The organism is Paenibacillus thiaminolyticus (assembly GCF_003591545.1).
Taxonomy (GTDB): domain Bacteria; phylum Bacillota; class Bacilli; order Paenibacillales; family Paenibacillaceae; genus Paenibacillus_B; species Paenibacillus_B thiaminolyticus_A.
On record NZ_QYZD01000001.1, the window covers coordinates 170,243 to 184,272 of the forward strand.

Below are 14,030 nucleotides of genomic sequence, written 5' to 3' on the forward strand. Positions count from 1 at the left end.
ATGTAAAGTTGCAAATGGTGGGCTAGTATCGAAAATGGATCATCCCGATCGGATAGGCTGACCTCTTGAAACGGTTAGAGGAAGAAGAGTAGAATAAGCTTTGGACAAGGGCCTATCAGAACATGCATACTGATAGGCCCTTTTTGTATATATTGGGGCATGGAGCCGAACTTCAGCATTAGGAAAGGAGAGAGAGGAGTGCAAGGGTATAAGGGGAGAATGACGAGGGCAAGAAAATTTTTGAATACGCTTTCAGAGCTGTTGAGGCCGTTATGCGGCGAATGGAAGCCCGTCATGGCAGCCGGGATATGCTGTTCGCTGGCGCTGTCGCTCGCCGGTTGTCATGCGGCCAACGTGGACTGGATGAAGGCCGAGCGGGAACGAATAGATCCCTCGATCACCATCGTGATGAACAGTCTCGGGATCAGGTTCCCCGAGCCGTGGACAGAGAATGAGAACCCGTATTTGTCGTATATTGAGGACGAGACGGGGCTCGAGGTGGAGGTCATTATCCCTCCGTGGCACCGGTACGAGGATCGGGTCGGCGTCATGATGATGTCGAGCCATACGCCTGATCTGATTAGCATTTCCGATCCGAATTGGGTCTCGCATTATGCGCGCAAGCAGATGCTGGCTCCGCTCGATCATTTGATTGAGCGTTATGCTCCGCAGCTGAAAGAGCGGATTCCCGCTGAAGTGTGGGAGCAGGTGTCCTTCAACGGCCAAGTGTATGCCATTCCGAGCCTGAATGAAGCGAAAGGATTGGAAATGATGTACATCCGCAAAGATTGGCTGGACCGGCTTGGCCTTGCGCCGCCCGAGACGCTTGAGGAGACGGTAGCAGTAATGCGTGCTTTTACCACATTCGATCCGGACGGCAACGGCATCCGGAATACATACGGCACCAGCTTTATTGAGGATTTCGGGCGTTCCTCCCTGTGGTTCGGCGCATTTGGCGTACAGCTGAATCAGTGGGCGGAGCGTGACGGCAAGCTGGTCTATTCGAATATTTTGCCGGAAATGAAAGACGCCCTCGCCTTCATGCGCGGGCTGGTGGCGGAAGGGCTTATCGACCCGCTGTTCCCGATTCAGACGCAGCGGGGGCTGGAGCGGCAAGTGATTGACGGGCGGATCGGGTTGTTCACCGGAACATGGTATGATACCCGCGGCGTACTGGAGAAAAACGCTGAGTGCGACCCGCAAGCGGAATGGATCACGCTTCCGTATCCGCAAGGCCCCGGCGGAGCCGGCACGTATGGATTGCCAACGGTGCGTTCCTATCAAGTTATTCCAGCCACGAGCCCGCACGCAGTTGAAGTGCTCCAATTGTTGAATTTCATTTCCGGCGAGGGGAGGGACACGCTGAAGTTCGGCTTTGAAGGAGAAGTGTGGGAATGGAGGGATGGCAGGCGGGTGACGGACATGGGCATGCATAACCGGGATCAATACCGGGGCATGTACGCCAATCTGGCCGATATTCCCGAGAGCGGCTACGTTCGCAGCCGATTGGATTCGCTTGGCTTGCACTATCACTTGTATGATAACCTGCGGCATATTTCTCCTTATGCGATGCCGAACGCTTTTCGGTCGCTCCCGACTCCGGCGATGACTCGCTATGCTCCGCTTCTGGCGAAGAAGAATGACAGGCTGATTGAGATTGTGCTCGGGGAACGGCCGCTGGACGATTTCGATACGTATGCGGCCGAGTGGCTGGCCGAAGGCGGAGAAGAAATGACGCGGGAAGCGAATGCATGGTTCCAGTACAGCCGTAACCAGACAAGGCGCGAGGCAGATCGTGATGTACCGGCTCATTCATGGGAAGGAAGTGACCGTCATGCTCCGGGAGCTTTCTAATCGGTTCCGTCAGCGCATTCAGTGGCGCTTGACAGCTTATTTCGTACTCATTCTCGTCCCTTTGACGCTAACCGGCTGGTTCTCGAATGAACGCTCGCAGCAATTGCTGCTGTCCGAGACGACGGCGCGTACGGAGAGCGCAATGCATGCGCTGATGGACAATATCGAGCTCGTGCTGCAAAACGTGGAAGAACTGTCGGCCATGCTATCGACCGATCCGGAGATTGTCGCGAAGCTGAATCAAGCGAATCGCGAGCTGGGAACGCGGGAGGTGATAGCATTCGCCCGCATGAAGCGCCAGTTCTCCGACTTCCTGTCCATTCATCCAATGTTCTCCCAGATTGCCGTCTACCATGATCATTCCAATGCCGTCATCTCTACGGCACATGGCGTACTGCCTGTGGACCGCGCGAATGAGCGCATCTGGCTGCGGCAGACGCTGAACGGGATCGGGACGGGCATTGTGTTCATGAAGCCCGACGAACCCATCGGCGGAGGCAAGCCGTTCGGTCAAGTCTTCGGCGTCGACAGTCTGGCCGTGGTGCGATCGATGGATATCTATAATCCGGACCGGGAACGGCATGCGCTTATTATTAGCCTGAATACGGCGCGCTTGCAGCAATATATCCGCTCCCTTCTACCCTCGGCCCAGTCCGAGCTGCATCTGTATACAGCCGATGGGAAGTGGGTAGCGGGAACAGGCCGGCAGCCCGTCTCGTTTGACAGCTACGCTACGCATGCCGAGGCCCGCGATCAAGTGCTAATCCGCGCGGTATCGCCTTACTATGGCTGGACTCTGACGCTGGCCCAGCCCAGAGGCGAAATTTTCGCGCAATCCTACAAGCTGGAGTATTATGCCGTGTTCATGATCGCGCTCAGCATCGTGCTTGCTCTACTTATGGCCTTCAGCATCTATACCGGCATCGCCGCGCCGCTGCGGAAGCTAGCCCGCGGCATGCGGGCGATAACCGGCGGCAATCTGGACGTGCGTCTTGAATCGGATCGGCGGGACGAATTCGGCATCATGACGGATTTGTTCAATCAGATGGCCTCGAAGCAGCATCATCTCATTCGGGACCACTACGAGCAGAGCCTGAGGCTGGCCAATACGGAATTGAAGCTGCTTCAATCGCAGATTCATCCTCATTTCCTGTACAACACATTGGATTCTATCTATTGGATGGCGCAGCAGTCCGAGGCGGAGGATATCGCGGAGATGGTCCTGAATTTGTCCCGCTTTTTCCGGCTCAGCCTCAGCAAGGGCAAGGATGTGCTCACCGTCAAGGAAAGCCTGGAGCACCTGCATGTGTACATCCGCATTCAGCAGCTGCGGTTCATGGATCAATTCCGGGTCGTGTACGACATCGACCCGCAGACGGAGCAGCTGCCCATCGTCAAGCTGCTCGTACAGCCGATCGTCGAGAACGCGATTATCCACGGCGTGGAGAAAGCGGGGCGGGAGGCGGTGCTATGCATTGCGGCGCAGCTGGAGGAGAACGGAGCGCGGCCGGCGCTCGTCATCGCGGTAACCGACTCGGGCGCGGGGATGGCGGCCGCGGCGCGGGAGCGGCTGCAGCGGGAGCTGGCGGCGGTGCTGCAGCAGCCCGATCAGCATCAAGTACAGCAGGATGAGTACGCGGGCGCAGGCTACGGGTTAAGGAACGTGGCGGCGCGCATACGCCTGAATTACGGCCCTGAAGCCGATATTCGCATTGACAGCACTCCTGGAGAAGGCACGGCCGTCACGCTCGTTCTGCCGCTGGTAGCGCTGAACGAGACGGCGCTGCGCACGGGATAAGGTAGCTGCTAGGACGGTGGGGGTTAGATTTACGATTTATAGATTTTTTTGGGAAGAAGATAGGAGGGAGGAGCAGCATGAATTTGTTGATCATTGAGGACGAACCGCGGCTTCGTCAAAGCTTGACGGAGTTGATGCCATGGGAGAAGGCCGGCATAACCGGGGTGACGGCGGCTGCGACGGCAGAAGAAGGGAAGCGATGGCTGCAGGTGAAGCGCCCGGACATTTTGCTCGTCGATATTCAGCTGCCGGACGGGAACGGCCTTGAGTTGGCGCGGCAGGCGATGGACTGGAATGCCGAGGTGAAGGCCATCATTTTGAGCGGCCATGATCACTTCCCGTACGCGCAGGAAGCGCTCGCCCAGGGCGTCAAGCAATATTTGCTCAAGCCGGCGGGCCAGGATGCGATTGTGCGGGCGGTCGCGGAAGCGGTCGCGGAACGCCGCTTGGAGATTCAGCGCAAGCATGACTATGCCTCGCTGCGCCGGCAATGGCAGGCCCATCTGCCGGCACTGCAGCAGCATACGCTGCGCCTGGGCCTGGAGGGCGGCTTGCCTGCCGAAGCCTTCCGCTTGCGGATGGCGGAGCTGGGCATCACGCTCTCCGCGGACGAGCGCTGTGCGGTGATGTTGATGGAGCCCGATCCTGTGTCCTTTGAGCGGGCGCAGGCATTCGGGGAAGATGCCGCGTTGATTCACTTTGCCGTCGGCCAGGTGGCCGAGGAGACGCTCCGATCGATGGGAGCCCGTTCGGCCTTGATCTGCCGCGATGTCGATAAGCCGATCGCCATTCTGTTCCATCATGATTCAGGCGACGGCGGTACGGCGGACGGGGACGCGGTCATCGCCATCCATGCCATGGCAGGCGCGATGCTGGAGCATATCAAGACATCACTCAAGCTGACGGCCAGCGCTGGCATCAGCTCGGCGCATGGAGGGGTGGAGGATGTGCCCCGCTTATACAAGGAGGCGATGTTCGCACTGGGCCAGCGGCTCGTGCATGGGGGCGACCTCGTCATCCCGTATCGCGAAGGCGGGATCGCTCCGCCGCCGGAGGCGGCGGCAGTCCAGAGCGAGCGCTGGATGCGGGAGCTGGATATCGCATGGAGCACCGGAGACGAGCGGCAGGCGTCAGCGGCGGCGGAGGCCTGGGTCGGCGAGGTGTGCGCCATCGACCAGGCCGAGGTGCTCAAGGAGCAGATGCTGCTGCTGCAGTCGTGGGTCGTGACGTGGATGCACAAGCAGGGGTGGTCGCTGCATGAAGTGATGCAGGAGGACGCGGAATCGTTCCACCATGCGTCGGAGCTGCGCACGAAGCAGGAATGGAGCGGCTGGATGCGGAGTGTGATTCGGCGCATCGGCGCGCAATCCTGCCTGGTGAGGCGGCGCGGCGGCAACCGGCTCGTGGGGGAAGTGAAGGAGCTGATCGAGCGGGAGCTTCACGGCGAGCTGTCGTTGCAAGGAGTGGCGGATCGGCTGTTCATTAACGCCTCTTACTTGAGCAGGCTGTTCAAGCAGGAGATGGAGCAGCCGTTCTCGGCTTATGTGCTGGAGCGCCGCATGGAGCGGGCCAAGGAGGCGCTCTTTCAAGGGAAGCGGGTATATGATGCCGCTCAAGTCGCGGGTTTCCGCGACGTAAGTTATTTTACGAAGGTGTTCCGCAAATATTGGGGAGTCACGCCTAGCGAATGGAAGCGGGGCTAACGGAGGGTGCTGCCGGGCAGCGGGCAAGGCGCTCCTGGCTCATAGCCATCAATTTACCAGAAGAAGTCATGGCTTTCCCGTTTTCCTGATGGCGGCCGTCCCTTACGCTAGTAATACATCACAGCCGATACAGGGTATGCGGCCGCAAGGAAGGAGGGAGGCCAGATGGAGATAAGAAAGGCGGACATTGCCGCCGCTCCGCGTCCGCAGCGGAAGCGTTACTGGGGCAAGCTGGGGAGCGACGTGCGCAAAGACTGGGACTTGTATATCGCGCTTTTGCCGGGCATCGCGTTTTTGCTCTTGTTCAAGTACACTCCGATGTACGGCGTCGTCATCGCCTTTCAAGATTTCAACATTTTCAGCGGCATCACGGACAGCCCGTGGGTCGGTCTGCAGCATTTCGAGCGGCTGTTCCAGTCGCCGAAGTTCGCGCAGGTGTTCTGGAATACGCTCATCATCTCGATGATGAAGATCGTGCTTCTGTTTCCGCTTCCGATTGTGCTGGCCATTCTGCTGAACGAGCTAACGAAAATGTGGTTCAAGCGCCCGGTTCAGACGATTATTTACATGCCTCACTTCCTGTCCTGGGTTATCGTGAGCGGCATGTTCATGGATCTGCTGTCCATCAACGGAGGGCTTGTCAACCGGATGATTGAATGGTTCGGCGGAGAGCCGATCAAGTTTTTCCTCGACAACAGCGTTTTTCGCTGGCTGCTCGTCGGCACGGCCGGCTGGAAGGAGGCGGGCTGGGGCACGATCGTCTATTTGGCGGCACTGAGCTCCATCGATCCGCAGCTGTACGAGGCAGCCAAAATCGACGGGGCGAACAAGTTCCGCCAAATCTGGCATATTACACTCCCGGGCCTGGTCCCGGTCATTTTGCTTATGTTCATCCTGCGGCTCGGCCATATGCTGGAGGCCGGCACCGAGCAGATTCTCGTCATGTACAATCCAGTCGTCTATAATGTCTCGGATGTTATCGGAACGTATGTGTACCGCACCGGGCTGGGCGAACAAAATTACAGCTTTTCGGCCGCGGTAGGACTGTTCGATTCCATCGTCGGCTTCATTCTGATCATCAGCGGGAATTACCTTAGCCGGCGCCTGCTGAACCGCGGTATCTGGTAGAGCGCCGCGCTGGCGGATGGTACGGCTGAACGCCCGAGCGGCAGAGCGGAAGGCAGCCGCAGCGGGACGACTGACGAAGAAAGGAGGCCCGGCATGAAAACCGATCGAAAGACGAAAGGGGTGCGGACGGCGATCCGCATGTCGCCGGGAGAGCGCATCTTCCAGGCGTTGAACTATTTCTTTTTTGCCATCGTGTCATGGACGACGCTGTTCCCGTTCCTCAACCTGCTCGCCAAATCGTTAAGCGGCGAAGAGGCCGTGCTGTCGGGACGGGTGTCCTTGTTCCCAGTCGATATTCAATTCGGCACGTATGCGTATGTATTAAGCGACGCCAAATTCATGAACGCCTTCATGGTATCCTTCATCATCACGGTGGCGGGAACCGCCCTGGGGCTCGTCATGACGGCGATCGCCGCTTATCCTCTGTCCAAGCCGCGGCTGCGCGGGCGGAAATTTTTCATTCTCATGTACGTGTTCACGATGTTGTTCAGCGGCGGTCTCATTCCGGCGTATCTGCTTATGCACCGGCTTAACCTTATCGATACGCTATGGGTCCTCTTCCTGCCGAGCATGATCAGCGTGTTCAATATGTTAATCATTAAAAATTACTTCGAATCGCTTCCCGACGAACTGGAGGAATCGGCCAAGATGGACGGGGCATCCAATCTGACGATCTTGTTCCGCATTACCGTTCCCTTATCCTTGCCGGTGTTCGCCACGATTGCGCTCTTCTATGCGGTCGGCTTCTGGAACGATTATTTCGCTTCCATGATTTACATCAACTCTCCGGATTTGAAACCGCTTCAGCTATATTTGAAGGAACTGCTGATTCACTCCAACATCACCTATCAGGATGGGGGACATGTGCCGAACATCGATGCCGTCATGAACTCGACGCCGCAGGCGATTCAAGCCGCTTCGATTCTGGTCGCGACCTTGCCGATCCTGCTCGTCTATCCATTTCTGCAGAAATACTTCGTGAAAGGGGTGTTAATTGGTTCCGTTAAAGGTTAACCGCGTTAATGAACGTCTAGGCACGTATGCGTGCGCAAGAGAACAAAAGAAACGGGGGAATGTTCATGCGGCGTCAACGGATATGGATCTCGGTGGTGGCGATCATGACCGTATTGTCGCTTATCGGCTGCAGCAGCACCAAGACGGGCCAGGGCGCAGAAGGCGGGGAAGGGGACAGCAAGCAGCTGCGCCAGCTGATGCTGTTCGATCGGTTCGAGCCGAACGGGGACGCGGTCGCCCAGTATTTGAAGGAGAAGACCGGCTATACGGTAAAATATGAGATGCTGCCGGCAGAAAATGCTGACGAGAAGCTGAACCTGCTCATGGCGAACAAGGAGCCGTACGACGTCTTGAAGCTAGCGCCTGCTCAATACTACCAGCTCGTGTCCGCTGGAGCGCTTGAGCCGCTCGACGATCTGATCGAGAAGTACGGCACGAACATGAAGCAGGTGATCGGGCCGGATTCCTGGGTAAGCGCCCGCTATGAAGGCCAAACGTATGCCATTCCGGAGACTGGCGGCGGCAATGGTTCGGCCTCGTATGCGCTCGTCGTGCGCAAGGATTGGCTCGATGAATTGAATCTGAAGGAGCCGACGAATCTTGACGAGCTCGTCACGGTGTTGAAGGCATTCAAGGAGAAGAAGAGTGTTATCCCGCTGACTGGCGGCAAAGCCCCCGTGCATCCTGATATCGCCAGCGTGTTCGGCTTGACGACGGCTTGGCTGGAACGGGACGGCAAAATCATTCATTCCGTCGAAGCGCCGGAGATGAAGGAGTACTTGGCCTTCATGAGCCAGCTGTATCAAGAGGGGCTGATCGACTCGGAATGGGGCATCAACACGGCGGATAAATCCATCGAGAAGATGGCCAGCGGGAAGGCGGGCATGTACAGCCCGGGATGGTGGGTCGCCCCGAATCTCGTGAACGCCCTAGCCAAGAACTTCCCGGATGCGAAGCTGGAGATCGTCCCCGTCTTGAAGGATAAAGCGGGTGTGGCCCGGGTAGGATCGGCCGGCACTACGACCAACTATTACATCGCGGTGCCGAAATTTTCGAAGCATAAGGAAGAAGCCGTCAAGTGGCTCGATCTGAAGTTCGATAAGGATATCTTCAAAGGGATTGCTATCGGCGAAGAAGGGGTGCATCACACCTTCGAGAACGGGGTGTATACGCCGAACATGCCGAAGTTCGCAGACGAGCGCAGCAATGCGAGTGCCTTCCTGACGGGCGTGGATGAGAAAAATTATCCGACATATTGGCAGGCCCGCCTCAAGAAAAATCCGGTCGTAGAAAATTACTTTGTTACCTTCCAGAAAAATGCGGAAGGCCTGATCATTGTCGATCCGATGAGCTCGGCGCCGCCAATCCCGGACATCTCCAAAAACCTGCAGCGGTTGAATAAATTTCAGGAGGATACATTCATCAACTTCGTGAGCGGCGCGGAGCCGCTGGACAACTATGATCAATTCCTCGCGGAATGGCACGCACAGGGCGGCGAGGCTATGGTAAAGGCCGCCAACGAATGGTATGCTTCCAAGCGTTAATGATGCATTTTGTGTAAAGTGGCATTATAGAGACTGCACCGTCTGACGGCTGCAGTCTCTTGCTGTATTCATGAAGGAATCAGGGGAATAGAGCGCCGATTAAAGCGCGACTTTCCTGACATCAGGATAGGATACTTACTTTCACTAAGGGGGAATAGCTGTTTTTGTTACTGTTAGTGGTAATTGGGATGAGTTATTCTTGTTCCTTTACATCATTTCAATATAATGGTAATGTGAAGAAAGAACAAAGACGGATCGGAAGGGTGAAGATATGGAAACGGCGTCGCTCCAATATTCAACTATTGGCGACATCATAAGACAATACAGAAATAAAGCCGATCTAACTCAAAGCCAATTGGCCGGATTATCAGGTGTCAGCACGGGCTATATTTCCAAAATTGAAACTGGTGAAGTGGAACATCCTTCATTTGAAAAAATTTACTCTGTAGCTTCAGCTTTAAATGTCCCAATTCACGAAATTGTCAAGCCGTATATTGAATTAGAACAAAAATCCGATGTTCTGTTCGGAATATTGCACGAAGTGGTCAAAACAGATAACACGGATTTGATTATCAAAGCGGCATCTGCCTGCCTGCATTGCAAGGATATGGACAGCATGGATGCAATGGAAAGGCTGTACCATTTTGTTGACCGGGACATTAACGGCGACCCACTCAGACTGGCTCTGTATGACCTCATTATCCGTCAATCCCGTGGCCATGGCATCAATAGCTTTGTCGCCAAGGCTCTCCTTCAGAAGTACCTCATGGAACGAAATGATTTTACCAAGCTTCATGCAACCTATGATTCGGGCCGATATGTTTTACATTACGTTGATTTCCTGTCGGCAGAAGAACGGGTAACCTTATATTATAAGTTAGGCGTTCATGCGTATAATTTGCGGCTCTTTCAGGAGAGCATTGATCTATGCAGTAACAACGTAGCCGAGGATATACCGGTAAGTTTATTTAAAGCGGAGTCTGTAGGAATTATTAACGATTCCTATTACTATTTAGGCGACTATAATTTAAGTGAAAAATTCTTGAAACAGTATATGACATTCCCCTATCCGCACATAAAAGATAATGCAAAATTAATGACTGCTGTTCTACTCGCGAAAAAAGGGAATAGAGAACTTGCTTTATCCCACTTCACGAATGTTTGCGAAGTTGCACTAGCAATACTTTGCTGCATGTCATCAACCAATTGATTATGATTTATTTACAATCGCAAGATCTATCTCCCATCGAAGAACTTTTGCAAATGGAAGATAAATTCATCGGCTTGCCGTACACTACACCGTACAAGAAATCTGCTTTAGCGCACTACTTCAAGCTTAAAGGAGACTACTACACCGCTATTGGAAGCATTGAAAATGGAATTGAATGTTACATGGAAAGTGCATTTCGGTATTCCAAAGTTGATGATATTTCAAAAGAACGCGAGTGTAAATTAATGATGAAGTTATTCACGGATAGAGATGAAAGGATGGACGTCGAAACTATAAAAAAATTTCAGGACCTCTATAGCCAATGCAATAATAGTTTTCAATGGTAAGGATAAATGAAGCGAATTGTGAAAATGTTCTCTTTTTGCCGATATTTTTTCAACATATATGATAGCGGAGCCGTTAGATTTTATTTCAAACTATGCTAGTTTCGTTTATGACCATGCTCGTAAAGAAGCTTGTTTTGGTAGGGATTCAAGTGTTCAACTGAAACCAAGGATAGCCTTTTGCAGGCGTCCTTTTTTCTTGTAAAAAATACATATTGGTGTCGAATTTGTCCTTAAATAAGGATAAGGGAATTTAAGGAAGAATATGATATGGTTAACCATGAGAGTTGATGGATGAGGGCGCCCATCATCACATATGTAGAGGCTCGAAAAATTGAGCATATTTTCTGGGCCTGAAAAAGGGGGGGATGAGGAAGAACGGCTTATCGTTCGTCTAAGAGGGATCTCAATTATCCAGAAAGGGCGGATTGACAATGAAATATAGTGTTGTTTTAACTTTGGTTGCTATTTTTTTAACCACTTCAGTCTCCGGCGTCAACGCTTATGAGTCCAAATACCATTATGATGAGAACGGGAATATCACACAAATTTCGCATGATGAAACGGATATCACTTTTCAGTCAGATAAGAATGGAAATATAACGAATAGGAGTATAACGAAGAAAGAAGATGACCGGGTGAGCTCTAATCTGGTGAAAAACGGTGATTTTAAATACGTAAACAAATCAGGTGCACCGATTGCCTGGGAGTATGTGGCGGATAACCAAGCGATATCGAATTATCGCATTCTGAAGTATGGGACGAGAAATGTTCAGCAAATTAAAGCTTCGAATATGCCGGTTGGAAATTCAGTAGGACTGAAACAGACGATTGCCGTAACTCCACAAGAACAGGCAGTGATGAGAAGTTCAATTAGGATTGAGCAGTTGCAAAATGCAAATGTGGTTATGGCTCTGGATTATGTCGATGAAAAAGGAAATATTATAGAAAGAATGGAGAAGAAGAGCGTATTAACTTCCAATGTCTTTGTTACGATAAGCGAGCAAGCAGGCAGTGTTCCGAAGAACGCGAAAAATGCGATTATTCACTTAGTGATTCAAGCCACTGGAAGCAATGGCTCAGGTTCTATTTCAGTGAAGGGCGTTGAAGTGGTTTATGATAGCTCCGCATTTTTTAATCGACTGAGCAACCCTGATTTCCAGGGTGAGGGAATACAGAACGGAGCTAGTACAATTGCGGATTATTGGGAGCGTTTTGATGAGCAAGCATCTTTCGCATTTTCAATGATTAAGGATGGAGGAAACAAAAAACAGGTCGTAGGCCGAAACGGCAGGGGAGGAAAGGAAGTATACGTGGCTCAAAATATAGAAGTCGTTCCATCGCGGGGGTATCAGCTAAGAGGCATATTCAAGAAAACCGGGGGGGCCGTGTCGCATTTACGAATCTTGTTTTTTCATCAGAACGGTACCCTAGTGAGGACAAACTATACTTCTTCTGATAGTCTCTCGGATATCATATTATCTGTCAGAGGTACAATTCCTCGCGGCGCCGCGTATGCAAAAATAGTAGCAGGCGCACAGTTTAACAGTGCTCAGGGTTCAGGAAATGTCTATATCGATGATATCGAATTTGAGTATAGTAGCGAGCCTCAGGCATTATCGAATTCATTATTCACTTTATTTAGCAATAAAAGCGGTATAGCAAATGGTTGGGAGAAGAGGGGTTCCCATAGATATGGAATTTTCCATAGCAACGAGGGGAGGGGGCAAGTGATTACGGTTCCGAGGGGGTACTGGGGCTCAGATGCATCGGTTGGTATCGGGCAGGCGGTGAAAATCGGCGAAGGTCTTTTGAACTCCAAATTTTTATTAACCGGTGAAATCAGTTGCCTCAAGAGTGAAAACGCTAAATTGGAAGTGCAAATACGTCGTTACAAGAGTCCCAATCTTCCCTGGCTCCCGGAACCCCAGAATACCATAAATGTTACAAACACAACCAATGAGGATGATGGCACGAAAACCTATGAATTAACTCCAGGAAGAGACGAGAGAACGGTTATTTCTCTAATGGTTCAGGATGATAACGTCATAAATGCCCAAGTATTCGTTCGATTAATGCCGATTCATCCTAACCAACCATGGGAAGCGAGCATCGTCGTTCATTATCTTCGATTTAATCCGCACTACAAAACTTCGGGGCCAGTAGAAATGATACTGCACAACCAACGGAATAAACCTACTCGATTTCCAAAAACAACGACGGATCGGAAATATACCAATAATCAAAACAGGAGAGTACAATAATGCTGCAAATATCCACATAACTGTTACTAAATCCGTTTACAGCCAACAGCCGCTCTCAAGATATACAAGCTAATAAATTTATAAATGTATCGGGAGGCGTTCAACTTGAAAAGGTGGGTATCCACTCTTTTAGCTATTATTTTAACATTAGCTAGTGTTCCTTTTGCGTCAGCTCAAGAAGCTGAACAATTTATTGACAGGGGTTTAAATAATCCCACAACGGTCACTTCTGCGGTATATGAGTCGCAAGAGACCACGGAAAATTTTAATCCTGAGGATTTAATTACGGTTTCGACACTTACCGAGAAGTTCCATGTAACTCGGGAGTGGGTCGTTAGAGAAATGATTAAAGGGTATGGACTTCACCATATCTACCAAGGCCTGCAGCTTCGGGAGCAGGGTGGCTCATATGAGGATTTTATCGCGTCCAAGTATCCGAATCTGCCTCCCAATCCGCTACTGCTGGCAGAGCAAAAGATGGAAGAGGCACTTAGCGTAACGGAACAGGACTATCCATCGAACACGGTTACGGAGTCAGTATATAATCGGAACCTGTCTGTTACCGAGAGTACATATGATTACAGGGCGAAAGCTCTATTAGGCGAAAAAAACTATGATGAATTGGCATTAAAAAAATTGCCATTAACGCTTGATCAGGCTCCTTATTCCGTTGGTGCAGAAGAGGCCAATATCTCCACGATAGACGGCTCTTTGCGCATTGAAGTGACAGACATGATTGTAACGGGAGTCAATGGACTAGATTTTGAACTGCGCCGCATCTATGACAGTACACGGGCAAAAGATAATATATTCGTAAAAGAAGGCACATATGCTCTGAGCAATGAGACGGAGAAAACCTTTGAAGAAAGTTATTTCCCGATAGGAAATGGATGGATATGGGATATTTCCTACATGAATAAAAAAAATGGGCAGTGGTATATCTATATAGCCGGTGTCGGTACGTTCATGTTGTCGGAAAATATGAATCTTATGGGTTATCCTTGGCGCAACCTCGTATTCGGCGAGACATCCGATATCGTTGAGGTGTCGGGAGCGCGGGCCATCTATGAACTGACAGATATTCAGAATGGGAGAAAACAATATTTTGACCGCGACGGAAAGCTGATTCAAATTCGCGATAGACTAGGAAATAAAATAAAATAAAATTTAG

General features: G+C 51.6%; 9 protein-coding genes. All 9 read left to right on the forward strand.

What is annotated here, in order from left to right; genetic code table 11:
- The first annotated feature begins 198 nt into the window (after positions 1-198).
- The 9 genes from DQX05_RS00825 to DQX05_RS00870 all read left to right on the forward strand — a co-directional run bounded on the left by DQX05_RS00825 (position 199) and on the right by DQX05_RS00870 (position 14,023).
- Positions 199-1,854: an extracellular solute-binding protein gene (locus tag DQX05_RS00825; protein ID WP_119790050.1), complete on the forward strand. Its 1,656-nt coding sequence runs from the start codon at positions 199-201 to the stop codon at positions 1,852-1,854.
- Positions 1,799-3,652 (forward strand): cache domain-containing sensor histidine kinase, encoded by a 1,854-nt coding sequence (locus DQX05_RS00830; RefSeq protein ID WP_259391752.1) that lies wholly within the window; start codon positions 1,799-1,801, stop codon positions 3,650-3,652. Before DQX05_RS00825 ends, DQX05_RS00830 begins: the two co-directional genes overlap by 56 nt.
- Before the next feature lie 77 nt (positions 3,653-3,729).
- Entirely contained in the window at positions 3,730-5,355 is a 1,626-nt protein-coding gene (locus tag DQX05_RS00835; protein WP_119790054.1) for a response regulator, read from the forward strand.
- A gap of 165 nt (positions 5,356-5,520) precedes the next feature.
- Positions 5,521-6,483, forward strand: a complete 963-nt coding sequence (locus tag DQX05_RS00840) for an ABC transporter permease (protein WP_119790056.1) — start codon at positions 5,521-5,523, stop codon at positions 6,481-6,483.
- A gap of 93 nt (positions 6,484-6,576) precedes the next feature.
- A complete protein-coding gene (locus DQX05_RS00845; RefSeq protein ID WP_119790057.1) occupies positions 6,577-7,497 on the forward strand; it encodes a carbohydrate ABC transporter permease in 921 nt (306 codons plus the stop codon).
- A gap of 65 nt (positions 7,498-7,562) precedes the next feature.
- Positions 7,563-9,041: an extracellular solute-binding protein gene (locus DQX05_RS00850; protein WP_119790724.1), complete on the forward strand. Its 1,479-nt coding sequence runs from the start codon at positions 7,563-7,565 to the stop codon at positions 9,039-9,041.
- 271 nt (positions 9,042-9,312) lie between these two features.
- Complete coding sequence (locus tag DQX05_RS00855; protein WP_119790059.1) at positions 9,313-10,251, forward strand: helix-turn-helix domain-containing protein; 939 nt, start codon at positions 9,313-9,315, stop codon at positions 10,249-10,251.
- 778 nt (positions 10,252-11,029) lie between these two features.
- On the forward strand, positions 11,030-12,859 hold the full coding sequence (locus tag DQX05_RS00865) for a hypothetical protein (RefSeq protein WP_119790062.1): 1,830 nt from the start codon (positions 11,030-11,032) through the stop codon (positions 12,857-12,859).
- 105 nt (positions 12,860-12,964) lie between these two features.
- A complete protein-coding gene (locus DQX05_RS00870; RefSeq protein WP_119790064.1) occupies positions 12,965-14,023 on the forward strand; it encodes a hypothetical protein in 1,059 nt (352 codons plus the stop codon).
- Positions 14,024-14,030: the final 7 nt, after the last annotated feature.